The organism is Johannesbaptistia floridana, assembly GCF_057440575.1.
Genome location: NZ_JALKVM010000061.1, coordinates 1 through 26932 on the forward strand (window position 1 = coordinate 1; position 26932 = coordinate 26932).

Here is a 26932-nt window from a genome sequence, read left to right on the forward strand (position 1 = left end):
GAATTAATGCGATCGCCCTTAAAAATTGGTTGACCCTAAAGGCGTATTCAGACTAAATTTTGTAGATTTTGTAGGTTGGGTTGAGGCACGAAACCCAACATTAATGTTTAATTAATTATATAATTAAATATTGATGCAAATCCTTAAAAACCCTCTTTCTCCCCTACTCCGGTGCTTCCTGCTGCCTTCTCTGTATAATTTAGTGCGTTACGCGCTTTGCTAGGGCGCTTTGTATGAGCGCCCCTCTCTTTGTTCATTTATAGAATGTAGCACAAAACTTAACAATTTGTTGGGTTGAGGCACGAAACCCAACATCAATATTTAATTAATTATATAATTAAATATTGATGTAAATCCTTAAAAACCCTCTTTCTCCTCTACTCCGGTGCTTCCTGCTGCCTTCTCTGTATAATTTAGCTTTTGTAAGGGCGCAAGTATGAGCGCCCCTACTACTAGGAATTAATTAAGGGAATTTAGTAGTATTAGTAGGGTGTGTTAGGGCGAAGCCCGTAACGCACCAAACATGAGTAATGAGTAATGAGTTTTGAAGTAATGAGTAAGAAGTCTTGAAGTCTTGAATAGTAACGCACCAAATTATGTCAGGATTTCCTGATAATATGTGGAAACCAATTTTGGTTCTACAGACTCAATTATGCTAAAAACAAGGTTTAAATAGATACGACTGAGACAGGGCAAGTAATGCAGCTCAAAAAATTCATCAAAAGTACACTATATTTTCTAATTAATTTTTGTAATAGATAGTATGAGCGATAGGCGCTTTGTATGAGCGCCCCTACTACTAGGAATTAATTAAGGGGATTTAGTTGTAGGTTGGGTTAAACAAAGTGCAACCCAACAGTCAAAGTCGATGGTGATAAGATTGATGTTTGTTGGGTTATCTCCCTGCCCCAACCTACGAATTATACTAATTCTCTATTGGCTTGTAAAATATTGATTTCTTCTCCTTGGGGACATTGGAGGAGTTGAGCGATTATTTCAATATATGCTTGTCTTCTTTGTTCATTTATAGAATGTAGCACAAAACTTAACAATTTGTTGGGTTTCGTGCCTCAACCCAACCTACGAATTATAGCAATGAGCAAATAGATGTTTACAGTTATCATGAAAAGCCCCCCTTTGTTAAGGGGGGTTGGGGGGATCTGTAAATATAAATATTGTTAACACTACAACGCTCATTGCTATAACAGTTTGTTGGGTTATCTCCCTGCCCCAACCTACAGGCTACAGGCTACCTTCAAAACTCATTACTTCAAAACTCATTACTCATTACTCATGTTTGTTGGGTTATCTCCCTGCCCCAACCTACAAATTAATTGATATATAGCATTTTTCGGACTCATGAATACAATTTGTTGGGTTATCTCCCTGCCCCAACCTACAAATTAATTGATATGAGCTTGTAGGTTGGGTTAAACAAAGTGCAACCCAACAGTCAATAGAATGCGCGAAGGCGGGAATTTAGAATGGGGGTATAGTTTTTAAGTATTTATATTTGGTTTTCCCACTTTAGAGTAGATTTTGATTTGATCTAATACTTGACTAAAGTATGGTGAACAATAGTAACAGGAACTTTACTAAAATATTGCTGTTGAAACTTTTCTTCAGCCACACTATTAACAAAAACATTTATTTGTTGTTCCTCTATTTCTTGAGGAGATTTATAGTCAATTACTTTAACGAATTCTGATTCAGAGGTATCTAAAATAAAACCAATATGTTGTAAAGCATCTAACCCGACAGCCAAAAGGCGATCGCTAATTTCTAGCTTATTAATCAATTGAGAATAACTAACAGTTTTCCCTGTCCTTTGTAGATACTTAGCAATACCAATCAACTGTTGCCAAATATCTACACCGGACTCTAGAGAAGGACCATGATAAGCTAAAGCTAGTTGTTGTTGTCCTAATCTAGCTTGATGATAGGGTTGAATTATTTGTGTCCAATTACTAGGACATTCATTAACTAAAAGTATCGATGTATCTAACTTCTGGGGAATATTTTGACTGCGCCAGTCAATAATTATATTTTCATCATCGTTTTCTCGGGTAGAATCATCATTACTTGTTTGCCAGTCAATTAATCTAACTTGAGGTTTCAAATCGCAATTATTAAAATCTAACTCAACAATTACATCACACCTAGTATTTAAAGGCAACTCATTAGAATAATGTTCCCACCAAATTCCCGGAAAACTCTGATTAACTGATTTATCTCTCAATTGAAAAGTTGTTTTTATATATTTGAGCTTATTATTACTTAAATCTGAAATATTAGCATTACGGGTATTTTCAAAAACACAATTTTTTATTAACAACTTGGGGATAGGATTACCCATACCTAGGGGTTCTAATATTTGTAATTCTTTAAATAAGTCTCGTCCCAATTCCTTCACAGTAACCACTAAATCCACGGGTAAAATTGGTCGAGGGGAAACATTTATTAATTTATTTCTAGCTACTTGATTAATTCCGGTAATAAATACATCCAGATTTTCTAGAGGAATACTTAATCCCGCAGCGAAGGGATGACCGCCAAAACGGTCTAATAAATGGGCTTGAGATTTGACTAATTCATATAAATCGATATCATTAATAGAACGGGCTGAACCTCTCGCCTTTTCTCCATCGCTACTTAACAGTATAGTTGGACGACCATATTCTCTAGAAATGGTACTAGCAACTAAGCCTAATACTCCTGGTTGCCATTGAGGGTCTTCTAAAATAATAACGCTAGTAGTAGATAAATCTAATTGGGCGAGTTTTCTTCTAACTTGTTCAGTAGTTTCTTTTTGTAGGGATTTGCGGCGAGAATTAGCTTTTTCTGCCTCTTGAGCGAGTTTTTTACACTTTTGCTCGTCTTTACTAGTTAAGAGTTCTACCACAAAGCGGCTATCGCCATAGATACGACTCACAGCATTAATTCTAGGACCAATACCAAAGCCGATATCAGTGGGGCGATCGCCATTTTTCTTACACAAAGTAAGTAGATAAAATACACCAGGACGAGTAGCGGTTTTCAAATCACTTTGTTTTCGCAGTTGTTGCAACCCCAATTTTGCTAAATAGCGGCAGTCGCCTTGGAGTTTAACTAAATCAGCGATTAAACCAATTGCTACTAAGTCGAGTAATTCTGCGGGAGGAGATTGTTGAGAAAAACTGGAATAAACAGCTTCAACTAACTTGTAAGCCACAGCTACACCAGAGAGATAATAGAGAGGATGATTCTCAACAAAGTAACGGGGATTAATAATAGCAATAACCTCCGGTCTATCCTCCGGCAATGTATGATGGTCAGTAATAATAATATCTATGCCTAATTCTTTAGCGTAGGCAATTTCTGCTAAATTATTACTACCATTATCACAGGTAACAATTAACTTAGTTCCGGTTTCCTGTAGTTTTTTGATCCCCTCTTTGTTTAAACCGTGGGATTCTCCGAAGCGATTCGGTATATAGTAATCTATCGTCTCTCCTTGAATAAAATAGGCGCCTAAACCTTCCCAAAGTAAACTAGTAGCCGTCACTCCATCAGCATCAAAATCTCCCCAAATAGTTACTTTTTCCCCAGTTTCTTTAGCTTGATATAAACGTTTTACTGCCCATTTCATTTCTTGTCCAAAAGCAAATGGACTCTGTGGCTGATATGTTTGAGTATCAATAAAGGCTTTTACTGCTTCAGGAGTTTGCAATCCTCTTTGCCACAAAAGTTGAGCAGCATATTTTCCTTTTACTAAATTAATTAACCATTGTGGAGGTTCTATTTGGGTTTGTAGCTGCCATTGATATTGTGATTTTATGATTGTTTTGTTTAAATCCTGCATTGATTATATTTTGGCTTTACTATGCTATTTTTATACTAGTACTTAACTCAATAATTGCTAAGTGTAAGATAGTATGTTGAAAATTGTTCCCTCTAGATTAATAGCTTCATTAACAATGGCGATCGCTTCTTTGACTGTTGTACCTATTTCAACTCTAGCTTTTAGTGTTTGTGGGTTGGAAGATCCCGCGGCTACCTATCGTACTGAAAGCCGTTTAATTACTATTTGCTATGGTGAAGCTAGTTTCCAATTAATTATGACCTATCCTGATGGTACAGGATATACACGCATCCCTGTAATACAGGAGGGAGATCTATTTAGAGGAAGCGATGGTCAACATAACTATATTATTGATAATAATACTTTTGTGATTGGAACTGATGGAGAGCCTCCTATTCGAGAAAGAGTTATAGAAGCGAATAGATAGCTATAGCTAAAGTAGATGATTATCTTCACACTTACCATAATAGGCGTAGGGTTGATGTTCTAACCAAGCCCACATTTGATCTCCTAAGCAAAAATGCCACCATTCGCCAGGATGACGCCGAAAATTAGCATAACTCATAATTTCTAGGAGTAATTGTCTATGGTGGTTATACTTTAAACTCAGCAAATCGTTACTAGTACCATAATAATCAGGATGAGAACGAGGAGAGAGTTCATCAATCATAGAACCCATATCCACAATATTACCATCAGCATCTAATAAAGTTAAATCTACCGCACCACCAGTACTATGGGGAGGAGGAGTAGTAGAATCTAAACTAGGTACAGCCCAGATTTGATAAACTTGAGTATAAATATCATCGGCAGTAGCTGTTGATAAATTCTCTCTAGTTAGTCCCTGGTTTTCTAAACAACTGTTAAAGGTATAATCCACCATAAATTGTTGTACACTAATTGGTCGATAAGCATCAAAAATTTGCAACCGCCAATTAGGTTTGCGTTTATGTAATTCAGTTTGGGCGACTATCAAAGCATCTATAACCTTTTCCCGTAAGTAGTAGGGTGATTTATCTCCATAATCAGCACCTAGTTTTTGATAGGGATGAGGAGACTCCACCCCCAAAATATCTAAAGGAATCGGCACTAAAGGTTCATTACATTCTACAATAGGGATCTTTTGATAGAGCTTCATAATTAGGATAATTAGAAGTGAATTTGATTAGAATTAAATTAAGGGTAAATTTATTATAAATAGAATTATGGCTGATTTTTCTCAACAAGAAACACAAGAACCAAAAAATAGCAAAGATCAAAAAGAAACAGAAAATTTTTGGGTAGAAACTGGTAAAACTTTGTTTTTAGCTGTGGTATTAGCTTTAGGAATTCGTACTTTTGTTGCAGAAGCGCGTTATATTCCCTCCGGTTCCATGGAACCTACTCTACAAATTAACGATCATCTGATGATTGAAAAGCTTAGTTATCGTTTTCGAGAACCCAAAAGAGGTGATATTGTAGTATTTAAACCAACTCAAACCTTGAGAGAGGAAAATTATCATCAAGCTTTTATCAAAAGGATTATTGGCTTACCTGGAGATACAGTAGAAGTTAAAAACCAAGTTGTATACGTCAATGGCGAGGCTTTAGAAGAAGATTATATCAAAGAAGCTCCCAAATATAACTATGGTCCTCAAGTAGTACCAGAAGACCAATACTTAGTATTGGGAGATAACAGAAATAATAGCTATGATTCCCATGCCTGGGGATTTGTGCCTAAAGAGAACTTTATTGGTAAAGCCTTTGTGCGTTTTTGGCCTTTGAATCGTCTCGGTAATTTACAAAGTCAGTTACCAGAAGGATTTACCGAAGAAGTTTGGATAGAAGGGTAAAATTCTCATGATTCTTTTGGCGGTATAGGCGATCGCTTTTGGGAGATTGAAACAGCCTCTGGTAGGGTGCGCAGGGCTGTTTCGTTCTTGACAAAGAAAATAGGGAGCACCGGAGCACGGGAGCACCGGAGCACGGGAGCACCGGAGCAGGGAGAGAGGATTTTTTACTAATAATAAATCTCGGATTTATTTTTCTTTCAAAAAAAATAGCCTGGTAGGGTGCGTTAACGAAGTGTAACGCACCATCTTATTAGAAGATTTACCAGGATAGCGTGATGTTTATAAATTCATATCTTGCACCAGAACTTATGTACTAAATAGGCCAACAGGCGAGAATCAATTTTTAAGGGATTAGGATCAATTCTTTTACTCATTATATCAAGTCCCTTTAATTAGTTATATTATGAGACGTTAATGCAAACAGTTAAAAACTTTTTTTCTCCCTGCTCAGAAGCTCCCTGCTCCCTGCTATTTTAATCGTAAGTATATAAGCGGACATGATATTACTCCTTACTCCTTACTTCAAGACTCATCCACAAGTAACTTTGGGTAAAGATGCGAGGGTCTGAGTTTAGCCCAATCTACAGGCTAATTTACTGCATAATTGAGTTCCCAGCTTTTTTCTTCAGATAATTCTAATACTAAATCATGATACTCTCTCAAGGTGGGTCGATGTCCAACACTAATATAGGTAGTTTGAGTAGATTGTAAATGAGAGTAGAGGGATTCTTCATTGGCAACATCTAAAGCGCTGGTTGCCTCATCTAAGACAGCATAACTAGGTTTGTTTATTAGTATACGAGCAAAAGCCACTCTCTGTTGCTCTCCTAAAGATAAAACATCTCCCCAATCTTGTTTAGCCTCTAAACCGCCAAAATTCTCGGTTAAATGAGGTAGATTGACTAATTTTAATACCTCTTCTAGTTCTGAATTATCTATTTCTAAATCAACTTGAGGGTATAATAATTGTTCCCGCAGAGTTCCTAGTATCATATAGGGACGTTGAGGTAAAAATAACATATCCTCTAAGTTAGGTCTAATAATTTTACCACTACCAGAATTCCAAAGTCCAGCGATCGCCCTCAACAAGGAACTTTTCCCACAACCACTTGCTCCCATAATTAGTAAACCATGTCCTGGCTTAATCTCTACAGAAAGATCTTGTATTAAAGTGCGTTGATGATTAGGGGTTTCTAAAGTTAAATTATTTACTGCTAAATAGGGTTGAATTTCTGTTTCTATAGTAGACTTCTCTTCTTCTGGGGGTATGGGGGATTTAGATTCACTGTTTTGAAGATATTCTGCAAAAGAATGAAGACGATTAATACCAGCAGCAAAGTTAGTTAAAGATTGAAAGCGACTAACAATGATATTGAGAGAGAAGAAAATTCTGGAAAATGCTCCCGTTGCTTCACTGAGTTTTCCTACTTCTAAATCGCCACTGAGAATTTGAGGTCCAATAATTAAGGCAGGGATTATATAGGGGGAAAACTGATAGATATTTGTAAATATGCCTAAATATAAGTCTTGCCAGAGAATCAAGAGGTTAAAGTTATCGAAAACTTCCTGAAAGTTATGTTTAACTTGTTCTTCTTCTTTAGCTTCACCGCGATAAAAAGCAATTGATTCTGCATTTTCTCTGATTCTAACTAAACCAAAGCGAAAATCAGCTTCTTTGCGTAGTTGGTCAAAATTAATTTTAATTAGTTTCTTTCCATAGATAACTATAGTAATTATCGTTCCGGCAACTGCATAAACCCCCAAAAAGATTACTAGAGATTGGGATATTTGCCACAAAACAAAGCTAAAAGCGATAACCTGTAATAATGATTGTAGAATGACTAGTAAAAATAGTAGAGAATCTTGAGTGAAACTACGAATATCTTCAGCAATACGTTGATCTGGATTGTCAATATCTGTGTCAGTTTCCTTAAGATTATAGAAGGAGCGATCGCCGAAGTAGTTACCTAAAAAACTATAAGTAAGCCAACGCCGCCAATATAAGCCTAATTTCTCTCTCAGGTAACTGTAAGAGGCGAACAAAGGGGCATATATTACTAGGATAATTAAGAAACTGCGCACATTTTGCCAAAACTTTTCTCCATCCTGGGTAGATAAGGCAGAAATAATATTACCCTGTTGAGTATTTAACTGTACACTTAACTGGGTATAGGTAATTAGTAAAATCCCTAATAGTAAGAGTAAGCTTAAAGCACCCTTTTTTTCTTCACCAAACCAATATAGCTTGGCGATCGCCACAAACTTCCCCAACACATTTGAACTTAAGCCCATTCTTTTCCTTCTTGTTACAAAACTTAACTCTATTTTAACTATTGTAGAGCATTAGACTGGTTTAACTCAGATCTTGCATCTTTACCCAAAGTTACTGGTGATGGCTGAGTAATGAGTAATGAGTAATGAGTAATGAGTAAGAAGTCTTGACGTCTTGACGTCTTGAAGTAAGAAGTCTTGACGCCTTGGAGTTTTGGAGTAATGAGTTTTGAAGTCTTGAAGTAATGAGTAATATCAAGTCCGTTTAATCAGTTATATTATGAGATATTGATGCAAATACTTAAAAACCATCTTTCTCCCCCTCTCCCCCTCTTCCCCTCTCCCCCTCTCCCCCTCTCCCCCTTCTCGCCTGTTGGCGAATTTCAGTACTTTTGTGCTGGTGCAAGATCTGAGTTGAAAAGGCGATCGCACTAAAGTTAGAATAGGGATAACTTGATAAATTTTGCCCTATATATTGCTTTACATCTGATAGTTATTTTATAATGTATCAGAATCAATATGTTTTGAGAACCATAATTTAAGCATGGGATGGCAAGTTTTATTTCATGAAGAATTTGAGCCAGAGTTCAATGAACTTGCTGAAGAGGTGCAAGATGAATTACTAGCCTATGCAAAACTTCTTGAGGTTAGTGGACCATCACTTCAAAGACCTCACGCTGATACACTCAAGGGTTCTCGTCATGCAAACATGAAGGAACTTCGCTTTAAAGCAAATGATGGAGTATGGCGCGTAGCTTTTGCCTTTGACCCTGAACGACAGGCTATTTTACTCGTAGCAGGTAACAAGGCAGGAACTAAAGAAAAGCCTTTTTATAGACGACTTATAGTTAAAGCCGATCAACGTTTTGATTCCCATCTGAATGAATTGAAGAAACAGGAGAAAAGTAATGGCAAAAAAACTTGACCAAATCATCCAAAACCTTCCCGAAGAAAGGCAGAGAAAAATAGAAGCAAGATCCTTTGAACTGATTGCTGAATATATGACTCTTCGAGATATAAGAAAAGCCCAGGAATTGACACAAGAAAGTATGGCAGAACTACTAAAAATTGGTCAAGACAGTGTTTCTAGGCTGGAAAAACGTACAGATCTCCTTCTTTCTACATTGCGTAGATATATTGAAGCTATGGGAGGTGAACTTGAATTAACTGCCAAATTTCCCAATAGACCACCCGTGGTTATAACTGGATTAGCCTCTTTGCATGAGGAAGAGTCAAATACCGATGACAATTCTGGTTCTAATGGATGAAAGTTGGTGTTAATTTTTACAGGCTATTCTGAGTGCGCCAATTAACCATGAGTTTGGCTGAGGCGGCAACGCATCTGGACTATCAATAACATTTTGCCAACCGTAGCCTTCAGCGTTATATTGCGCCATATTTGAACTCATCGCCTCCAAATTGTTAATAATTTCCTCACGGTTAGTCCCGAGTAGATTTAATAACTCTTCTGTATCACTAGCATTGGGCATGGTGGTTACAATGGCGCAAACCTCCCGACGAGTAAACGATGATGAATCAGCTTCAGCTAAGAAGCCAAAGTTATTGTTAAATATAACCGTATCTATCGCCCAAAAAATAGGTAAAGTAATTACCAGCCAGAAAACTGGAGAAAACAGAGAACCCATAGGTAGTTGTTTCAGAAAAAAAAGATTTAGTTAAAATCAAAGTGAAACTTAAAATTGCAGAAAATTCACTCATTAATAATCTTATGTCATTTTCCGAAATTAAACTACTAGTACTAGATATTGATGGAACCCTAGTAGGCGAAAGTAACGAAATAACTCAACAAGTCCAATCAGCAGTAAAAGTAGCCCAGGAAAATAATATCACCGTTGGCGTAGCCACGGGGAGAATGTATCGCTCCGCAGTACGCTTTCATCAAACACTAAAAGCCGAACAGCCATTGATAGCCTATAATGGAGCTTGGATGCAATGTCCTACTACTCAACAAAAATATCAACATCTACCAGTATCTAGTAGAATAGCTCAAGAATTGCTAAAGTATTTTCAAGCTCCAGATTTAAACCCCTATTTTGAGCTGCATGTATACTGGGAAGACCAACTATATGTAAAAGAAATAACTCAACAAACAAAAAGATATGCAGATCGCTGTCAAATAGAAGCCATAGCCGTAGATAACTTACAGGATATCCTCAAAGCAGATCCCACCAAAGTTTTAGCCTTGGCACGCTTTCCAGAAATGATTCCTAAACTCATCAAAGATTTAAGAAAAGTTTACACTCCAGCAGATCTACATTTAACACAATCGGAAACTACTTTGGTAGAATTAATCAATCCTCAAGTAAACAAGGGCAAAGCTGTTAAATATCTAGCAGAAGAAATCCTAGGAATTACCAGAGGTAATGTTATGGCCATTGGAGATAACTATAATGATTTAGAAATGCTTGAGTATGCAGGGACAGGAATTGCTATGGGAAGTGCTCCTCTAGAAGTAAAACAGATAGCCGATTGGGTGGCGCCAGATGTAGACGGAGATGGAGTAGCTGTAGCTTTAGAAAAATTTCTGAGTCAAGAATTGAAGACAAAATAATCAAGCAGAAAAGAAAAAGACCCTATACAATTATTGGGATTAGAGTAAATTTGTGTGGATAATATAAACTATGCCTCGTCGTAATGATTTAAAGAAAATATTATTATTAGGATCTGGTCCTATTGTGATCGGACAAGCTTGTGAATTTGACTACTCCGGCACTCAAGCCTGTAAAGCTTTACGGGAAGAAGGCTTTGAAGTAGTCTTAGTAAATTCTAATCCAGCTTCGATTATGACAGATCCTAATATGGCAGATAAGACCTATATTGAGCCATTAGTACCAGAAATAGTCGAAAAAATTATCGAAAAAGAGCGTCCCGATGCCCTACTACCAACTATGGGAGGGCAAACGGCACTAAACTTAGCCGTAACCTTAGCTAAAAATGGCGTATTAGATAAATACGGAGTTGACCTAATTGGTGCTAAACTAGATGCCATCGAAAAAGCTGAAGACAGATTGTTATTTAAAGAAGCAATGGCCAAAATTGGCGTGCCAGTTTGCCCTTCAGGAATAGTTAGTAACATGGGAGAGGCCAAAGAAATCGCCGCAGAAATAGGCTCATATCCTCTAATTATTCGCCCTGCCTATACCCTAGGCGGCACCGGAGGAGGAATAGCCTATAACCAAGAAGAATATGAAACTATGGCCCAATACGGTCTAGATGCTTCTCCAGTATCCCAAATATTGGTAGAAAAATCTCTACTGGGTTGGAAAGAATACGAATTAGAGGTAATGCGAGATTTAGCAGATAATGTGGTGATTATTTGCTCGATTGAAAATATAGACCCGATGGGTATACATACAGGGGATTCTATTACCGTGGCACCAGCCCAAACCCTCACCGACAAAGAATATCAACGTCTGCGAGATGCCTCACAAAAAATTATTCGGGAAATAGGTGTAGAAACAGGGGGTTCTAATATTCAATTTGCCATCAATCCAGTTACAGGAGAAATGATTGTAATTGAGATGAATCCTCGTGTATCTAGATCATCAGCCCTAGCTTCTAAAGCCACAGGCTTCCCTATCGCTAAATTCGCCGCTAAATTAGCAGTAGGCTACACCCTCGATGAAATATCTAACGATATCACCAAAAAAACACCAGCTTCTTTTGAACCCACAATTGACTATGTGGTAACTAAGATACCTCGTTTTGCCTTTGAGAAATTCCCAGGATCTGAACCAATATTGACAACACAAATGAAGTCAGTAGGGGAGGCTATGGCTATAGGGAGAACTTTTAACGAGTCATTCCAAAAAGCTTTGAGGTCTTTAGAAATAGGAAGGTATGGTTTTGGGTGCGATCGCGATGAAGTTTTACCAAGTGTGACCCAAATTCGCGCCAATCTCCGCATCCCTAACCCCGAAAGAATCTTTACCATTCACCAGGCTTTACAACTGGGGATGAGTGTAGAAGAAATTCATGAACTAACAGGGGTGGATATCTGGTTTCTAGATAACATGGAAGAATTAGTCACTACCCAAAGATGGATAAAACGTACGCCCCTAAAAGAAATAAGCGCCTCAGATATGCGCTACTGTAAACAACTAGGATTTAGCGATCGCCAAATTGCCTATGCTACTAAAACCACCGAAGACCAAGTGCGCACAACTCGCAAACAACTAGGAGTGATTCCAGTATACAAGGTAGTAGATACCTGTGCCGCAGAATTTGAAGCCTTCACCCCCTACTATTACTCCACCTACGAAACAGGCGAGTCAGAAGTTACCCCCTCAGATAAACCTAAGGTAATGATTTTAGGAGGAGGACCAAATCGCATCGGCCAAGGAATTGAATTCGACTACTGCTGTTGTCACGCAGCCTTCGCCTTGAGTGATGCAGGTTTTGAAACAATTATGGTCAATTCTAACCCAGAAACAGTATCTACAGACTATGATACGAGCGATCGCCTTTATTTTGAACCCCTGACTAAAGAAGATGTAATTAATATCATCGAAGCAGAAAGTCCTCAAGGCATCATCATTCAATTTGGTGGTCAAACTCCTCTAAAATTAGCTCTACCTCTACAACAATATCTAGAAAACCCTGATTGTCCAGTAAAAACTAAAATCTGGGGAACCTCTCCTGACTCTATTGATACCGCAGAAGACCGCGAACGCTTTGAGAGTATCTTGAGAGAGTTAAATATTAAACAACCTCCCAACGGTATTGCCCGTAGTTACGAAGGCGCTCTATCTATCGCTGGACGTATCGGCTATCCTGTTGTAGTAAGACCGTCTTATGTTTTAGGAGGTCGAGCGATGGAGATAGTTTATGCAGACCAGGAATTAGAATACTATATGAGTAACGCGGTGCAAGTAGAACCAGAACACCCAATTCTCATTGATAAATTCCTAGAAAATGCCATTGAAGTAGACGTAGATTCCCTCTCAGATGCCACAGGAAAAGTAGTGATTGGGGGTATCATGGAACACATCGAAGAAGCCGGAGTACATTCTGGAGACTCTGCCTGTTCTATACCTTACACTTCTTTGAGTGAGACGGTACTTTCAACTATTCGCCAATGGACAACTCAACTGGCCGAAAAGTTAAAGGTAATAGGATTGATGAATATTCAATATGCGGTCCAAGGCGAACAAGTATACATACTTGAAGCCAATCCCCGCGCATCCCGTACAGTCCCCTATGTATCAAAAGCCACAGGAGTACCATTAGCTAAAATAGCTTCTTTGATTATGTCCGGGAAAACTCTTGAATCTTTGGGTGTAACTAGTGAAAAAGTACCTTCTCATATAGCGATAAAAGAGGCTGTACTGCCCTTTGAGAAGTTTTCTGGCGCAGATACCCTATTAGGACCAGAAATGCGCTCTACAGGGGAAGTTATGGGGATAGATACTGATTTTGGTAAAGCCTTTGCTAAAGCTGAGTTAGCAGCAGGAGTACGTCTAGCAACCAAAGGAACTGTATTTCTTTCTATGAATGACCGCGATAAAGTTGCCTGTGTGCCCATTGTTCGCGATTTAATTGATTTAGGTTTTAAGGTGGTTGCAACTTCTGGAACTCGCCGAGTCTTACAAGAAAATGGCATTGAAGATATAGAGTTGGTGTTAAAATTACACGAAGGACGGCCCCACGTCATTGACTGGATTAAAAACGAAGATATTCAATTTATCTTTAATACACCGACTGGAGGAGAGTCTCAAAATGATGACCGTCTGATTCGTCGCACAGCTTTAAACTATAAATTACCAATCATTACTACTATCGCTGGTGCTAAAGCTACTGTAGCTGCTTTACGCTCTTTACAAACTCAACCTCTGGAGGTAAAAGCGATACAAGAATACATTAGTTAATTCATCAATTTAATTTGGTGCGTTACGCTCTGCTAACGCACCCCACTACTAATGAGTTTTGAAGTAATGAGTAATGAGTAATGAGTAATCAGTAATGAGTAATGAGTAATCAGTAATGAGTAAAAGAATTGATTCTATTAATTTGGTGCGTTACGCTTTGCTAACGCACCCTACTACTAATGAGTTTTGAAGTAATGAGTTTTGAAGTAATGAGTAAAAGAATTGATTCTATTAATTTGGTGCGTTACGCTTTGCTAACGCACCCTACTACTCAGTGATGAGTAATGAGTAATGAGTTTTGAAGTAATGAGTAATGAATAATGAGTTAAAGAATTGATTCTATTAATTTGGTGCGTTACGCTTTGCTAACGCACCCTACTACTACCACTCAGTAGACTGAAAAACGCTATAGTTATAAATAAAAAAAACATGAATGAAAAACTAGGTGAAAAAAATTATTCATTTTGTACTTTAGCTTTGGGTAGTCGCTATCAAGTCATGGCTAAAGAATTAGCCGCGGATCTTCAGCGCTATGGACCAGGTATAATGCTAGTAGTGGGAACAGATAAACCCGATGAGTTTTCTTCCCTTAGTAATGTTATTGCTTTTGAATTGCATCAACAGGGAATTCTACACTGTTACCATGATAAACGCTTTGCGATCGCTAAAGCTTTATCTCTGTTTGAAACTACTATCTTAATTGATGCCGACACGAGAATTACTGATTATCTCCCCGAGAAAATAGAAACTACTCCTGGAGTAATTGGTTGTTTCCATGAAGACTTACTCACTCATGTACAAAAATACACACCAGAAAGACGGGAAAGATTACAACAAATAGCCAATAAAATAAATGTTGATTTAGAAACAAGTTATTTTATTGGAGAAGCCCTAATTATTATTTCTCGTTGCCAAGGAAAAGAACAAGAATTTATTAACTGGTGGGGTAAAATTGGCACCTATTCAGAATTAAAAGGAATTTATGCCGGAAGTGGAAATATCATTGGTTTAGCTGTGGCTAAAACTGGTTTAAAAGTCGAAAGAACCCCGGATTGGTCAAAAATTCAAGAAATTAAAGACCATTTAGATGCTTCTCATCAAAAAACAAAACTCAATTTCTGGCAACAGCTACAAAAAAGATTATCATATCATTACCGCCTTAATAAGACTAGGTTATTAGCCTTAAAAGAAGCAGAATTTTACTATCGTTAAAACAATTACGCTTAAATAATGTTATAATATAATATTGTACTCTTTTAACATAAACAGTTAAACCCTACCTACAGGAGGTGTCATTGTCTCGATTTATTTTAAAAGTTCTCTGGTTAGATAAAGATGTAGCCCTAGCCGTAGACCAAGTAGTAGGAAAAGGTTCAAGTCCTTTGACCGCTTATTATTTCTGGCCTCGTAACGATGCCTGGCAACAAATCAAAGATGAGTTAGATTCTAAAACCTGGATTGCGGAAACTGAAAAAATAGAAATTCTCAACAAAGTCACAGAAGTAGTTAATTTTTGGCAAGAAAATAATAGAACTACTAATATGATGCAAGCTCAAGAAAAGTTTCCTGAAGTAATTTTCAGTGGAACCAACTAAAGGTAATCCCAAATAAAGATAACATGTTTTTTAAGAAAGGGCAGAATAAATATTTGCCCTTTTTTTAATGAACAATTAAGCTTTAACTAAGCCACCCGCGGCTTGGAGAAGGACTTTCGCTTTTTTTAAGGCTTGTTCTTTTTGTAATTTCTTTTGACGGTTGTCTGTTTTTTGAGCTTCATTATATTCTTTTTCTGCTTGCTCAAACTTAGTACGAGCTTCTTCTAAATCAATTTTACTGCCAGTTTTAGCACCATTTACTAAAACCTTAACATCATCATCTTCTATCAAAGCAAAACCTCCCATCAGGGCAATATTTTGCCATTCTTTATCGACGCGAAGACGCATCACTCCTATACCTAAAGCAGTTGTGAGAGGAGCATGACCTGGTAAAATACCGAGTTGGCCTGTGGTGCTGGGTAAAATGATTTCTTGAGCTGAATCATCCCAAGTTACTTGGTCAGGGGTAATAACTCTTACGTTTAATGACATTTAAATATTCTCGCTCCTTGAGCAGACGAACTAACCTCACTATTATAGAAGTAAAGGGTACCCCTGGTTAACTGAGATTTTGCATCTTTTCCAAAAGTTACTGGTTGTTGTTGAGTTTTGAAGTCTTTACGTCTTGAAGTAATGAGTTAAAGAATTAATGCTAAACGTGGTGCAAGAAGTCTATTAATACTGATAAAATGAGCAAGTTAGTAGCAAAAGAAAGGAACTGTTCTTATGAAGTATCAACCAATTGAACACTACGGGATTATTGGTAATATGCACACTACAGCCTTGGTAGGATTAAATGGCTCTATCGACTGGCTTTGTTTCCCTAACCATGACTCTCCCAGTGTATTTGGGGCCATACTCGATACTAACAAAGGAGGCTACTTTAAGATTGAGCCTTGTCAACAGGTAGATAGTGAAAATTCTCGACTGAAAAATAAACAGCTTTATTGGCCAGCAACTAATGTACTGATTACTCGTTTTCTTACTCCTCAAGGAGTTGCCGAAATTGTCGATTTTATGCCCGTTGGACTTAGTTCTAATCAAATAGGCTATCATTCCTTGATTCGTCAAGTAACTGTAGTACGAGGGTCAATGAACTTTTCTGTAAAATGTTTCCCCGCTTTTAATTATGCTCAAGATACTCATGAATTAACCATTACCCCCAAAGGTGTCTGCTTTTACTCTGACACTCTCAGTTTAGGATTAGCCACTGATATATCTTTAGCACAACAAGACCTCGGTGTAACTGCTAAGTTTACTCTTCAAGAGGGGGAAATGGCTGTATTTGTTTTACAAGCAATAGAAGCAGGGTCAGGTTGTGGATTGCCCATCCCACCTAGTCAAGCTCAAAAACTATTTAAACATACAGTTAAATATTGGCGTGATTGGTTGAGTCAATCAACTTATGTAGGGAGATGGCGGGAAATGGTAGAACGTTCAGCACTGACTTTGAAGTTACTAACATTTGAGCCTACGGGGGCACTAGTTGCCGCTTCTACCTGTAGCATACCAGAGGTTCTGCGGGGAGAAAGAAACTGGGATTATCGGTATACTTGGATTAGAGATGCAGCTTTAACTCTAAATACTCTTTTGAGTATAGGCTTTACCCAAGAAGCAGCGCAATTTATGCAGTGGATAGAATGCCGTTGTCAAGAATTGAATCAGGATGGGTCTCTACAAATTATGTATGGAATAAATGGTCAACACTACCTACCAGAAAAAGTATTAGACCATTTAGAAGGATATTGTGGTTCTTCTCCAGTGCGCATAGGTAATGGTGCTTATAATCAACTTCAGTTAGATATTTATGGAGAATTAATGTTTGCTGTTGATTCTTATGACCAACAGGGAATACCAATTTCCTATGATTTGTGGATTTACTTACGAAAATTAATTGATTGGGTTTGCGAAAACTGGCAACGCCAAGATGAAGGAATCTGGGAAATTCGCAGCGGTAAACAAAATTTTGTCTACTCTAGGCTGATGTGTTGGGTGGCTTTGGATAGAGGGCTAAGATTGAGCGATCGCCGTTCATTTCCCTCTAATTGGAGGCATTGGAAGCAAGTTAGAAATCAAATTTATGAAGAAATTATGTCTTGTGGCTGGAATTCTCAACGCAAAGCCTTTGTTCAATACTATGGGAGTGATTTTCTCGATGCTAGTAATTTAATTGCACCCAAAGTAAAATTTCTCTCTCCTACAGATCCTCGTTTTCTCTCCACCTTAGACGCGATCGCCAAACCTCCAAACCAGGGAGGATTGTTATCTAATCATCTAGTTTATCGTTATAATCCCGAAGAATCTCCCGATGGATTATTAGGCAAGGAGGGAACTTTTAACTTATGTTCTTTCTGGTTAGTTGAAGCTTTAGCCCGTGCCGGACAGAGATATCCTGAGAAGCTAGAAGAAGCGCGTTTAATGTTTGAGGGGATGATTGGTTATGCTAATCATTTAGGTCTTTATGCTGAAGAGATTGGACCGAGTGGTGAAGCTTTAGGGAATTTTCCCCAAGCCTTTACACATCTTTCTTTAATTAGTGCTGCCAAACATTTAGATCAAACTTTAAATCAAGCGATTATGGCTAATATAAGAAGCTAATTGTAAGTGTATACTCAGATCTTGCATCTTTATCCAAAGTTATAGCAGTGCTCGTTGTAGTGTTAACCATATTTAGATAAACTTTTCCCCCCAAACCCCCCTTATTAAAGGGGGGCTTTTCATGATAACTGTAAACATCTATTTGCGAGCTTGCTATACTTGTGGTGGTTGAGTCTTGAAGTAATGAGTCTTGAAGTAATGAGTGAGGATTATTAATTGATTTAGAAGATTTATTAGAACGTAAAGTAGATATTGTTACTGAAAAAGTAGGGGCGCAAGCCTTGCGCCCCTACATCTCAATTGTTATCAAGATAACAATTGAAATAATTTGTCAAAAAAAACACTAAAACAACAAAATTATCATCTGTGCGAGTATCGATTAATATGAATATAAATGTTGTTAACATGAAAGCGCTCATGGCGATCGCCGGAGGTGGGGCGCAAGTATGAGCGCCCCTACTACATCTTAAGGGAATAAAATGTAACAATAATGACAATTTCCCCCATAATCCCGAAAGAGCCAAATATTTAGCGATCGCATGAGTAGGGGCGCTCTTGTTTGCGCCCTGCTTAAAAAACGAATTTGGTATTAATTATTTTTTTGTATACTGATAGGAAAATCAATCACTTAAAGAGAAGATTTAACTTATGAAAATTGAGAATGAAATTGTTTTATTAGAAAGTATTTTATCAGAATGGAAAGAAATTATTGGAGCTGAATATCAAGGATATAAAAACCATGTTTATCGAATGATTCATTGTTGTTTAGCTCTCAAAGACTGTAATGAGGAAGAAAAAGAGAAAATTATCATTGCTGGAGCTTTTCATGACATTGGAATTTGGATTGAAAATACGGTAGATTATATTCCTCCATCTCTACCTCCCGCAAGAGAATACTTACATCGAAGAGGTTTAGATATGTGGAAGGAAGAGATTGAACTGATGATTACCGAACATCATAAAATCCGTAAGTACCAAAACAAAGCTTATCCCTTAGTAGAGGTTTTTCGTCAAGGAGACTTAGTTGACTTCTCCGGGGGTTTGTTTAAATTTGGAATTGTTGATTCAGATATAAAAAAGATTAAAACTGAATTTCCTAATTGTAACTTTCATAAAAATTTAGGCAAAAGAGAATTAATGTGGCTCCCAAAGCATCCTCTTAATCCTCTCCCCATGATGAAATGGTAAAATAGTTTTATAATTACCTGGACATAAACAAACCACACTCAGTAAAATTTTGTACCTCAGTAGTTGGAAAAATGCTATATTTAATCTTCTGGTGTTAAATCGTTGTTATTGTAGCCTACAGTTTTTTTGAACCAAGCTATAAATTTATTAAAATCATTTCCAGAAATTTTCAATATAGAAGTAACACCAGTAATAATCAAAGTTGTTCCCAATAAAAAACTAAACAAAGAATCTTTGTTGTAAAGGTATAAACCAACTAAAACAATAAAGTAGGGAGAAAGAATATTGCTAAGTTTTTCTACAATATTCACTATTTCTGGCTTATTTAAATCCTCGATAATTTCTTGTTGCTGTTTAGCTACATTGGTAATAGGATTACTAGGAGTAGAAGTTAAAGATTCTGAAGACTGGGTTTTAGGTAGTTGTGTCTTAGAAGGATTAGGTGTCTCAGAAGGCTGTTTACTAAACATAAGTTTTGCTCCTCTTGGTAACTTGAGAATTGACTTTACATTTAGTTTAACTTAGATTTTTTTTGCCCTGTTTATTTCCGGCTTTGTTCACTACTACACAATAAACTCACTGTATTGTAAGTTAGTCAAGCTCGAAAATTCTAGGTTAACCCAAGATTTTTATCAATATTTTTGTTACACTACAGAAAGAAAGTTTATCGTACACGAATTGATCGATGAAGTTTGAAGAGTTAGATAAGAAGCTAAGAGTTTTTGAGACAGGCTCTGACTTTTGTGTATTACCACCGATATTTATAGTAGCTCGAATTGATGGACGTAATTTTACCCGATTAACAAAAGAAATCCTTAAATGTCAGGCTCCTTTTGATATCCAATTTAGAGATTTTATGGTATCGACACTTAAGCATTTGATGGATTGTGGTTTCCGCACTGTTTATGGATATACTCAAAGTGATGAAATCTCACTTTTGTTTCATCGTGATGATCAAACTTTTGGACGCAAACTTCGTAAACTTAATTCTATATTAGCAGGAGAAGCTAGTGCCTTTTTAACATTATTACTAAATAATCAAGCAGCCTTTGATTGTTTTAGTGACATCAGGATATTTTGATGCTGTTTGTTTTAGTTTACCTGCCGAAATTAAGTGCATAAAAAAATTTCGTTTTCAAGGTGGGCGAAGCCCACCAGAATTTTGATTTCAAACTCCTAACTCAAACAAAAATAGCGAATTCACCAGATTTATTTCTTAGCAAAGTAGGCTTTTAAAGCTTCAGCTACAATAAAATTCATTGAGGTATTTTCAGCTTGAGCTTTAGCTTTGAGAAGATCATACATCTCATCAGTGATACCAATTCTATGATAGTTTTTACGGTTTCTCCGTCTAGTTTTATTGGAGGAATCGCCAGAGTAATTATTGCTAAACTCTTGAATCGCTGCAAAACCTACTCGCCCGCAGAATTCGCCAAAGCTCTCTTTTTTTTGCTTATTATCTCTAAAAAAGACAAAAATTGGCTCTAAAAAGCTTTCTAAATCTACTATTGGTAGTTTATCTATGTATGGTTTGGCTAATTCTGTTTGATTAGGTGTTCCTCCTAACCAAATTTGGTAAGCTTCAGGAGCACTTCCGACAAAACCTAATTCTGCCATATAGGGGCGAGCACAACCATTCGGACAACCAGTCATACGAATGACAAAATGCTCTTCACTCATATTCAACTTAGTTAAAAGTTGTTTAATGCGATCAATTATGCCTGGTATAGCCCGTTCTGACTCAGTGATGGCTAAACCACAGGTAGGTAAAGCGGGACATGCCATAGAATAGCGTACCAGATTATCTATATTTTCTGGTTTTGTCTCTACTCCATGGTTGCTGAAAATTTCCTCGATTTGTTCCCGTATTTCTGGTTCTATTTCGTAAATAATGAGATTATGATTGGGGGTAAGACGAATTGGCAGGGAAAATTGGCTGATGATTTCCCGTAGAGCTGTTTTAAGCTGCCATTCATCTTGATCCGCTACTCGACCATTTTCGATGGAGAGACCAAAGAATAGCTTACCATCTCCCTGTTCCTGCCATCCCAGAAAATCATGATATTGCCAAGGGGGTAATTCTCTAAATGGGGCTAAGGATTGGCCAAAATATGACTCTACCTGTTGTTTAAACTTGTCTACACCCCAATCATTAATTAGATACTTGAGACGGGCTTGACGACGATTATAGCGATCGCCATAATCTCTTTGGGTAGCTACTACTGCTTTGACTAAATCATATACATCTTCTTTGGCTACGTAACCTATGGCATCTGCCATGCGAGCGAAGGTTTCTTCTTTGTTATGAGTCCGTCCTAAACCTCCTCCTGCTAGAATATTAAACCCTTCTAACTCTCCTTGGGCATCGGTGATTACTACTAGGCTTAAATCATGGGTGTAGATGTCTATAGAGTTATCTCCAGGCACTGTCACAGAACATTTAAATTTTCGTGGCATATAGTGCTCACCATAAATTGGTTCTTCTGAGGAGGAGAAAATTGTACCATTACCATTCTTTTGACGAGCGGCTTTTATTTCTGGTAATTCTTCCCCTGTAACAACTTTTTCTCCATCTAACCAAATTTCATAGTAAGCACCTGTTTGGGGTGTGAGTAAATCAGCAATACGGTTAGCATAATCCCAGGCGTATTGGTACTCTCGATTCTGCTTAAATGGTGCAGGAGGCGCCATGACGTTGCGGTTTAAATCACCACAGGCGCCTAGAGTTGAACCCATATTTTTGATAATCGCCGCAAATACAGTTTTAAGATCTTTTTTTCTCACTCCATGTATTTGAAACCCTTGACGAGTGGTTACCCTCATGGTTTTGTTTCCATATATGTCTGAGATTTCATCTAGGGTAAGATATAATTCAGGGGGTATATACCCTCCCGGGTTACGGGTACGCAACATGAATTGATAATCTTTTTCTTGTCCTTTAACACGATTATCTCGATTATCCTGTTGATAAGAACCATGAAATTTGAGAATTTGTATCCCATCTTGACTAAAATGGGTAGTATCTTCTAGTAGTTCTGTTGCTATTGGTTCTCTCAGATAATTACTACGTTCTTTGAGACCTTCTAATTTTGAGACTTTAGTTTGTGGTGAATCAGAAATGTTGACCATTGAAGTTTAAAAATTTGGTTTAATGCTTGAGCTCAATTATCTTGATATTTTTTATTTTACTACGATCGCGCGATCGCCTAATCCCCTCTCAAAATGATCTTACCCTCCTATCAAAACTCCTATCCCTTGAATTGCTATGTCTTCTTCAAAATCTATTCCTACGATTGTCAATAATTCCCCCTATATAATTCTTAATAATCAAGGAGAATTAAGTGCTCCTTTTTGTCTCAATAAAAATTACCATCGTTTAGGTCGAGATGCCGAAAAAGTGGATTTAGTAGTCCCGGAAACCTGGACTGTGGTCAGTCGTTGGCAGGCTACCCTACGGAAAATCAACGATAAATATCACATATACGATGGAGATGGCATTGAAGCTAGTAGCAATCACTTGTTTTTTAACAATACTTTGATAACTCCCCAAGAAGGCTATTGTTTAAACCATGGAGATAAGATTACAATTGGCCAAAATCCGAAAACTCTGATTACTATTTGTTTCTACGATCCCAATCAAACTCTTACTAATTCTCCCCAAGAACGGGAAATTTCTCTAAAAAACCGCTCAGTAGTTATTGGTCGAGATGCAACAGCTACCCTACAACTAGATGCTCCCACAGTTTCTCGTCAACACGCCACAATTGATACAGATAACCAAGGTCGTTATTTACTCAAAGACTATAGTACTAATGGGGTCTTTGTTAACGGCAAGAAGGTTAATAATAATATTATCTTAAACTCCGGTGATAGTATTCGTATTGGTCCCTATACTTTGATTCTCAATGGAGATAGGTTAATTGTTATAGACCAAGGGAAGAATATTCGCCTAGACCTAGATAATTTAGTACGTAGCCAGGCCGGAAAACTCAATCATATCTCTTTACCCATTGAACCAGGACAGTTAATCGCGATTGTAGGGGGTAGTGGCACAGGAAAATCAACTCTGATGAGGGTGATGTTAGGAATTACTCCCACAGAATCCGGCACAGTTTATCTCAATGGGGAAGATTTACGAGACAATTTTAATATTTATCGCACTCAAATAGGTTATGTCCCCCAAAGCGATATTGTTCACAAGGATTTAACTGTGGAAGAAGTATTAACTTATGCGGCGCGTTTAAGACTTTCTGAGGATATTAATACTAAAGAAATTGTTGATAGAACTTTGTCCCAAATTGAAATAAAAGAAAGACGCAATACTTTAGTTAAGGATTTAAGCGGAGGTCAACTGAAGCGGGTTAGTATTGGAGTGGAGTTACTCGCTGACCCCAAGTTATTCTTCCTCGATGAACCAACTTCTGGATTAGACCCAGGATTAGATAAAAAAATGATGCAGCTACTGCGTCGTTTAGCTAATGAGGGACGGACAATTATTTTAGTTACACACGCCACAGGAAATATTACTTTGTGCGATCGCCTAATTTTTATGGGTAAAGATGGAAATCTCTGTTATTTTGGTCCTCCTCAACAGGCGATTAATTTTTTTGGCACTAGTAGTAATGATTTTGCTGATATCTATATAGATTTAGAAGATGCTGGGGCCGTAGCCTCTAAAGCTTCAGAGTTTAGAGAGTCTTCCCACTACCAGCAATATATTCAAAGCCGTCTGATTATTGGAGAACAAAACCAAACAAAACCCAAACAAGTTCGACGCTCTTTGTTTTCTCAACTAACTATTCTCACTCAGCGTTATTTCCAACTAGTCAACAGAGATAAACTCAATTTAGCCTTGAGTTTAGTTACGGCACCCCTTGGTATCTTTTTGATGAAGTTAGCCGTTAGAGATAGTCAGTCTCTGTTTTCTATTCCCGATTCACCTACTCCAGATTTAGCCCCCTTAGCCTTGCGTATTCTTTTTGTCTTTACTTGCGCTGGTATTTGGATTGGTTTATTTAGTTCTTTACCGGAGATTGTCAAAGAATCAGCGATTTATCTCAGAGAAAAGTTAGTTAATTTAGAGATATTAGCTTATTTAGGTTCAAAGAGCTTAGTTTTAGGATTTTTAGCTTTACTTCAGAGTGTTTTAATTACTATAGTTATTTTAATTAGTTTTAAATCACCAGAATCTAGTTTTGTTCCCTGGATATTAGGAGCTTTTGTGACCACAGCTTTAACGATTATTACAGCCCAAAGTTTAGGCTTAATGGTGTCTAGTTGGGTGAAGAATAATAGTCAAGCTAATAGTTCTTTACCCATATTATTACTGCCTCAAATTATCTTTTCTGGAGTCTTATTCGAGATGACTGGAATTGGTAAATATATTTCTTGGTTAATGTTGAGTCGTTGGTCTGTAGGGGCTTATGGTATCTTAGTTAATATTAACGGCATGGTTCCCGAAAGCGAAGGAGTAACTAATATTTTTGACCCTCAACTGATTACTTGTCCTCTGCCTTTTGAAGGTTCTGAGGTTTATACAAGCAGTATCAGTAATTTAGCTCTTAACTGGGGGATTCTTTTATTACATTCTTCTGTTTATTTATTAATCGCTTTCTGGTTACAAAAAGGAAGAAAAATTTAGAACTCAGCTCTTGCATCTTTACCTAATGTTACTGATTGTAGTTGAGTCTTGAAGTCTTGAAGTCTTGAAGTATGAGTAGGGTGTGTTAGGGCGAAGCCCGTAACGCACCATCAGATGAGTAATGAGTAATGAGTAATGAGTAATAAGTAAGAAGGTAGCCTGTAGTCTAGTAGGGTGTGTTAGGGCGAAGCCCGTAACGCACCAAACATGAGTAATGAGTAATGAGTAATGAGTAATAAGTAAGAAGGTAGCCTGTAGGTTGGGCCCTTGGTCACGAAACCCAACACTATAAAAGTAGTTGTAGGGTGTGAAGCGTGCGAAGCCCGTAACGCACCGTCAGATGAGTAAGAAGGTAGCCTGTAACCTGTAGGTTGGGTTGAGGTCACTACACCCAACATCTTCCACCTTTGCCAAAATTTACTGATGGGGGAGCTCCGGGAGCTCCGGTGCTCCCTTGCTATACAAAGGTTTCACGAGTTCCTTATAAAGCCCCCCTTAATAAGGGGGGTTTGGGGGGATCATTTATCTAATGAGCGGAAAAAATATTTCTTGCTCTTAGAATGGTTACAACGGTCAAACTCTCTTAAAATAGATAAAAAGACCCACTTGCAGTGCAATTTTAATTTGAAAGTTATTTAAAAAAACCGCGCCACCTGACATTCATAACCGGATTTGATATTAGAATGCGCGAATGGGCGAATTAAAAACCAACTATAGCAGTAGTTCGTGTTAACACAATATATTTTGATTGATCACAAACTTTTCCCCCCAACCCCCCTTTACTAAGGGGGGCTTTTTATCACAGTTGTAAACATCTACTTGCTCGCTTGCTATAATAATCGATTAACTTCTATATCAATATTAGGAAAAGCAAGAGCTCTAATAATTCCCGTAGTATGAGTAGGGTGTGAAGCGTGCGAAGCCCGTAACGCACCAAACATGAGTCTTGAAGTAATGAGTAATGAGTTTTGAAGTCTTGAAGCTGACGGGGTGACAGGGTGGCTAAAAAGCTTGTGGAGATTGAATTGCTTTAATTCCTAGTTTACAGTTACTCGACCCCCAACCTTAAGAGAAGAAACTTAATTCAACTAATTAATTCGCCTACTAATATATTGGTATCGACTACTAAACGCATTGTTTACTGTTCTTCAATTGATAAATCTAAAGCACGAGCTAGTGCAGCTTCATCCATACCACTTTCGGCGATCGCTTTTTCTACTGTTTGATTCAGTCTTTGTAATGCTTGTTCGATTTCGATTTCCTCTGATTGTGTTACGGGAATATAAAATCCAACTAATTTGCCATGACGCTTAACAGCTAAAACTTCACAACTAGATAGATACTGAGATGCTTTATCTCTAAATTCTCTAATACCAACGCTTTTCATGATGCTGCCTCTGTTTGGTTAATTGTGGTCAGTTTGTGGTCACAAATCTATTATACTCTCCAATTGCACATTTTCAAACCGCTTCTAAAAACCTACTCAAATCTATGCAAAAAGCGAACCTCATGCAGGAATGGATATTAAATGATTGATAGATGTATGCAAAGGTCCTTCTGGACTCACTTCGATAATTTCCCCTTCTAATAATCCTGTTGCTATTATTTGGTGATATTCTGCAACTGACCATTTGTAAAGTGTTTTCATGACTATATTTAAGTTTCTTTCTCTTCAAGGAATTAAAAATCATTCGCGCATTCCATAGCATCACTTCCACCATCGACTAACATCATTCATAGCTATGGTTATTTCTCTAAGGGCTTCAATTCCTGCAAATTTAATAATTGTAGAAGCTAGGTTAGGTAAATTCTCTAAGAAATGAGGGCGATTAAGAGTAGCCAAAGCATGAAGTATTTTTATAAAAAACGGTTCCTCTACAGGTAGAGAAGTCAATCTAAGGGCTAACCCTGATAAGGCTTCTGCTCGGTTGTATTCATCTCTAATGCCTCGGGCCGCTTCTAATGCCTCGGGTAACAATTCAGGGAAATGGGGGGCTAACCCAGATAAGGCCGTAGCTCGGTCGTCTTCATCTCCAATGCCGCGGGCGGCTTCTAATGCCTCGGGTAACAATTCACGA

21 protein-coding genes and 1 pseudogene are annotated in these 26932 nt (G+C 37.6%); 12 read left to right on the top strand and 10 right to left on the bottom strand.

Features of this window, described 5'->3' with window-relative positions; translation table 11 throughout:
- Positions 1 to 1549: 1549 nt before the first annotated feature.
- Positions 1550 to 3841 carry a single-stranded-DNA-specific exonuclease RecJ gene (gene recJ, locus MW688_RS04400; RefSeq protein ID WP_486734703.1) on the bottom strand — a complete coding sequence of 764 codons (2292 nt, stop codon included), beginning with the start codon at positions 3839 to 3841 and terminating at the stop codon, positions 1550 to 1552.
- 73 nt (positions 3842 to 3914) lie between these two features.
- On the opposite strand from recJ, the gene MW688_RS04405 reads away from it, so the two are divergent.
- Positions 3915 to 4268, top strand: coding sequence for a hypothetical protein (locus MW688_RS04405; protein ID WP_486734704.1), 354 nt, complete (start codon positions 3915 to 3917; stop codon positions 4266 to 4268).
- Positions 4269 to 4274: 6 nt separating this feature from the next.
- On the opposite strand, the gene MW688_RS04410 is transcribed toward MW688_RS04405, so the two are convergent.
- On the bottom strand, positions 4275 to 4979 hold the full coding sequence (locus MW688_RS04410; RefSeq protein ID WP_486734705.1) for a M15 family metallopeptidase: 705 nt from the start codon (positions 4977 to 4979) through the stop codon (positions 4275 to 4277).
- Between the two features lie 67 nt (positions 4980 to 5046).
- On the opposite strand from MW688_RS04410, the gene lepB reads away from it, so the two are divergent.
- The gene (gene lepB, locus MW688_RS04415; protein WP_486734706.1) at positions 5047 to 5673 is read left to right on the top strand and encodes a signal peptidase I; all 627 of its coding nucleotides are present in this window, start codon (positions 5047 to 5049) and stop codon (positions 5671 to 5673) included.
- Between the two features lie 588 nt (positions 5674 to 6261).
- Here lepB and MW688_RS04420 read toward each other — a convergent pair.
- Positions 6262 to 7965 (bottom strand): ABC transporter ATP-binding protein/permease, encoded by a 1704-nt coding sequence (locus MW688_RS04420; RefSeq protein ID WP_486734707.1) that lies wholly within the window; start codon positions 7963 to 7965, stop codon positions 6262 to 6264.
- A 523-nt stretch (positions 7966 to 8488) separates the two neighbouring features.
- On the opposite strand from MW688_RS04420, the gene MW688_RS04425 reads away from it, so the two are divergent.
- Entirely contained in the window at positions 8489 to 8869 is a 381-nt protein-coding gene (locus MW688_RS04425) for a type II toxin-antitoxin system RelE/ParE family toxin (RefSeq protein ID WP_486734708.1), read from the top strand.
- Entirely contained in the window at positions 8853 to 9212 is a 360-nt protein-coding gene (locus tag MW688_RS04430; RefSeq protein ID WP_486734709.1) for a helix-turn-helix domain-containing protein, read from the top strand. Before MW688_RS04425 ends, MW688_RS04430 begins: the two co-directional genes overlap by 17 nt.
- A gap of 9 nt (positions 9213 to 9221) precedes the next feature.
- Here the strand turns inward: MW688_RS04430 and MW688_RS04435 are convergent, their stop codons facing one another.
- Positions 9222 to 9590, bottom strand: a complete 369-nt coding sequence (locus tag MW688_RS04435) for a hypothetical protein (RefSeq protein WP_486734710.1) — start codon at positions 9588 to 9590, stop codon at positions 9222 to 9224.
- Positions 9591 to 9673: 83 nt separating this feature from the next.
- On the opposite strand from MW688_RS04435, the gene MW688_RS04440 reads away from it, so the two are divergent.
- The 4 genes from MW688_RS04440 to MW688_RS04455 all read left to right on the top strand — a co-directional run bounded on the left by MW688_RS04440 (position 9674) and on the right by MW688_RS04455 (position 15427).
- Complete coding sequence (locus MW688_RS04440) at positions 9674 to 10516, top strand: Cof-type HAD-IIB family hydrolase (protein ID WP_486734711.1); 843 nt, start codon at positions 9674 to 9676, stop codon at positions 10514 to 10516.
- Between the two features lie 70 nt (positions 10517 to 10586).
- Entirely contained in the window at positions 10587 to 13832 is a 3246-nt protein-coding gene (gene carB, locus MW688_RS04445; RefSeq protein WP_486734712.1) for a carbamoyl-phosphate synthase large subunit, read from the top strand.
- 429 nt (positions 13833 to 14261) lie between these two features.
- Positions 14262 to 15044 carry a hypothetical protein gene (locus MW688_RS04450; RefSeq protein WP_486734713.1) on the top strand — a complete coding sequence of 261 codons (783 nt, stop codon included), beginning with the start codon at positions 14262 to 14264 and terminating at the stop codon, positions 15042 to 15044.
- Positions 15045 to 15121: 77 nt separating this feature from the next.
- Positions 15122 to 15427 (top strand): 30S ribosomal protein PSRP-3, encoded by a 306-nt coding sequence (locus MW688_RS04455; protein ID WP_486734714.1) that lies wholly within the window; start codon positions 15122 to 15124, stop codon positions 15425 to 15427.
- 75 nt (positions 15428 to 15502) lie between these two features.
- Here MW688_RS04455 and atpC read toward each other — a convergent pair whose 3' ends face one another.
- Positions 15503 to 15919 carry an ATP synthase F1 subunit epsilon gene (gene atpC, locus MW688_RS04460; RefSeq protein ID WP_486734715.1) on the bottom strand — a complete coding sequence of 139 codons (417 nt, stop codon included), beginning with the start codon at positions 15917 to 15919 and terminating at the stop codon, positions 15503 to 15505.
- 234 nt (positions 15920 to 16153) lie between these two features.
- On the opposite strand from atpC, the gene MW688_RS04465 reads away from it, so the two are divergent.
- Together MW688_RS04465 and MW688_RS04470 are read left to right on the top strand one after the other, a co-directional pair.
- Complete coding sequence (locus tag MW688_RS04465) at positions 16154 to 18025, top strand: glycoside hydrolase family 15 protein (protein WP_486734716.1); 1872 nt, start codon at positions 16154 to 16156, stop codon at positions 18023 to 18025.
- A gap of 648 nt (positions 18026 to 18673) precedes the next feature.
- A complete protein-coding gene (locus tag MW688_RS04470; RefSeq protein WP_486734717.1) occupies positions 18674 to 19213 on the top strand; it encodes a hypothetical protein in 540 nt (179 codons plus the stop codon).
- An 80-nt stretch (positions 19214 to 19293) separates the two neighbouring features.
- Here the strand turns inward: MW688_RS04470 and MW688_RS04475 are convergent, their stop codons facing one another.
- A complete protein-coding gene (locus tag MW688_RS04475; RefSeq protein WP_486734718.1) occupies positions 19294 to 19683 on the bottom strand; it encodes a hypothetical protein in 390 nt (129 codons plus the stop codon).
- A gap of 215 nt (positions 19684 to 19898) precedes the next feature.
- Between MW688_RS04475 and MW688_RS04480 the strand changes: the two genes are divergently transcribed.
- Entirely contained in the window at positions 19899 to 20294 is a 396-nt protein-coding gene (locus MW688_RS04480) for a tRNA(His) guanylyltransferase Thg1 family protein (protein WP_486734719.1), read from the top strand.
- Between the two features lie 128 nt (positions 20295 to 20422).
- On the opposite strand, the gene sir is transcribed toward MW688_RS04480, so the two are convergent.
- Positions 20423 to 22342 carry a sulfite reductase, ferredoxin dependent gene (gene sir, locus MW688_RS04485; RefSeq protein WP_486734720.1) on the bottom strand — a complete coding sequence of 640 codons (1920 nt, stop codon included), beginning with the start codon at positions 22340 to 22342 and terminating at the stop codon, positions 20423 to 20425.
- 136 nt (positions 22343 to 22478) lie between these two features.
- Here sir and MW688_RS04490 point away from each other — a divergent pair, with 136 nt between their 5' ends.
- Complete coding sequence (locus MW688_RS04490; protein ID WP_486734721.1) at positions 22479 to 24854, top strand: ATP-binding cassette domain-containing protein; 2376 nt, start codon at positions 22479 to 22481, stop codon at positions 24852 to 24854.
- 1138 nt (positions 24855 to 25992) lie between these two features.
- On the opposite strand, the gene MW688_RS04495 is transcribed toward MW688_RS04490, so the two are convergent.
- The 3 genes and pseudogenes from MW688_RS04495 to MW688_RS04505 form a co-directional block, all read right to left on the bottom strand.
- The gene (locus MW688_RS04495; protein ID WP_486734722.1) at positions 25993 to 26241 is read right to left on the bottom strand and encodes a hypothetical protein; all 249 of its coding nucleotides are present in this window, start codon (positions 26239 to 26241) and stop codon (positions 25993 to 25995) included.
- A 120-nt stretch (positions 26242 to 26361) separates the two neighbouring features.
- Entirely contained in the window at positions 26362 to 26502 is a 141-nt protein-coding gene (locus MW688_RS04500) for a hypothetical protein (protein ID WP_486734723.1), read from the bottom strand.
- Between the two features lie 60 nt (positions 26503 to 26562).
- Positions 26563 to 26932 (bottom strand): annotated as a pseudogene (locus MW688_RS04505) (apoptotic protease-activating factor); the annotation flags it as partial.

Coding starts and splice junctions, on each gene's coding strand:
- MW688_RS04420 (WP_486734707.1), bottom strand. CDS start 7,965: ATGGGCTTAAGTTCAAATGTGTTGGGGAAGTTTGTGGCGATCGCCAAG.
- MW688_RS04430 (WP_486734709.1), top strand. CDS start 8,853: ATGGCAAAAAAACTTGACCAAATCATCCAAAACCTTCCCGAAGAAAGG.
- MW688_RS04405 (WP_486734704.1), top strand. CDS start 3,915: ATGTTGAAAATTGTTCCCTCTAGATTAATAGCTTCATTAACAATGGCG.
- MW688_RS04425 (WP_486734708.1), top strand. CDS start 8,489: ATGGGATGGCAAGTTTTATTTCATGAAGAATTTGAGCCAGAGTTCAAT.
- sir (WP_486734720.1), bottom strand. CDS start 22,342: ATGGTCAACATTTCTGATTCACCACAAACTAAAGTCTCAAAATTAGAA.
- MW688_RS04465 (WP_486734716.1), top strand. CDS start 16,154: ATGAAGTATCAACCAATTGAACACTACGGGATTATTGGTAATATGCAC.
- MW688_RS04495 (WP_486734722.1), bottom strand. CDS start 26,241: ATGAAAAGCGTTGGTATTAGAGAATTTAGAGATAAAGCATCTCAGTAT.
- MW688_RS04450 (WP_486734713.1), top strand. CDS start 14,262: ATGAATGAAAAACTAGGTGAAAAAAATTATTCATTTTGTACTTTAGCT.
- MW688_RS04490 (WP_486734721.1), top strand. CDS start 22,479: ATGTCTTCTTCAAAATCTATTCCTACGATTGTCAATAATTCCCCCTAT.
- atpC (WP_486734715.1), bottom strand. CDS start 15,919: ATGTCATTAAACGTAAGAGTTATTACCCCTGACCAAGTAACTTGGGAT.
- lepB (WP_486734706.1), top strand. CDS start 5,047: ATGGCTGATTTTTCTCAACAAGAAACACAAGAACCAAAAAATAGCAAA.
- MW688_RS04435 (WP_486734710.1), bottom strand. CDS start 9,590: ATGGGTTCTCTGTTTTCTCCAGTTTTCTGGCTGGTAATTACTTTACCT.
- MW688_RS04440 (WP_486734711.1), top strand. CDS start 9,674: ATGTCATTTTCCGAAATTAAACTACTAGTACTAGATATTGATGGAACC.
- carB (WP_486734712.1), top strand. CDS start 10,587: ATGCCTCGTCGTAATGATTTAAAGAAAATATTATTATTAGGATCTGGT.
- MW688_RS04470 (WP_486734717.1), top strand. CDS start 18,674: ATGAAAATTGAGAATGAAATTGTTTTATTAGAAAGTATTTTATCAGAA.
- MW688_RS04475 (WP_486734718.1), bottom strand. CDS start 19,683: ATGTTTAGTAAACAGCCTTCTGAGACACCTAATCCTTCTAAGACACAA.
- MW688_RS04500 (WP_486734723.1), bottom strand. CDS start 26,502: ATGAAAACACTTTACAAATGGTCAGTTGCAGAATATCACCAAATAATA.
- recJ (WP_486734703.1), bottom strand. CDS start 3,841: ATGCAGGATTTAAACAAAACAATCATAAAATCACAATATCAATGGCAG.
- MW688_RS04410 (WP_486734705.1), bottom strand. CDS start 4,979: ATGAAGCTCTATCAAAAGATCCCTATTGTAGAATGTAATGAACCTTTA.
- MW688_RS04480 (WP_486734719.1), top strand. CDS start 19,899: ATGAAGTTTGAAGAGTTAGATAAGAAGCTAAGAGTTTTTGAGACAGGC.